Annotated in this window: 1 protein-coding gene; it reads left to right on the top strand. The window is 80.6% G+C overall.

The window, feature by feature from the left end:
* A partial coding sequence (locus tag ABEB16_RS21510) for an ATP-binding protein (protein WP_425560290.1) occupies window positions 1-592 on the top strand: 592 nt, incomplete at both ends.

A 592-nucleotide genomic window follows, 5' to 3' on the forward strand; every position in this document is an offset into this window, starting at 1 on the left:
GTCGCCCTCCTCGCGGAGGACCACCCCGACGTCACGGCCCTGCTGGCCTCCCTCGGCGCCCGCGACGACGCCGACGTCGACGTCGAGGCCGAGGAGCGCGCCGCCGCCCTGGAGGAGGTGCAGCGCGCCGCGGCCCTGGCGCAGCAGGAGCTCGGCTCCGCCCGCGCGGAGCTGCACCGGCTGGAGGGCGCCTCCGACGCCAACGTGCTGGCCGCCCGCGCCGCCGAGGCGCTGGCCCGGCTCGCCGAGAGCGCGGAGCGCTACGTGGTCGTGGACCTGCAGCGGCGGCTGCTGCGGGAGCAGCTGGAGGGCTTCGCCACCCGCCGCGCCAACCCCCTGCTGGAGGAGGCGGGCGCGCTGCTGGCCGAGCTCACGGACGGGCGCTGGACGGGGGTGGGCGCCACCGACGACGGCGGCGCCCGCCGGCTCCTCGTGCGCCGCGGCGACGGGGCCGACGTCCCCGCCGACGAGGGGCTGTCGGAGGGCACCGCCGACCAGGTGTTCCTGGCGCTGCGCCTGGCGGCCGTCGCGCACCAGCACCGCGCCCGCCGGGCGGCCGGCGGCCCGGGGCTGCCGGTGGTCCTCGACGACG

Source organism: Kineococcus glutinatus (genome assembly GCF_039542765.1).
Lineage (GTDB): Bacteria > Actinomycetota > Actinomycetes > Actinomycetales > Kineococcaceae > Kineococcus_A > Kineococcus_A glutinatus.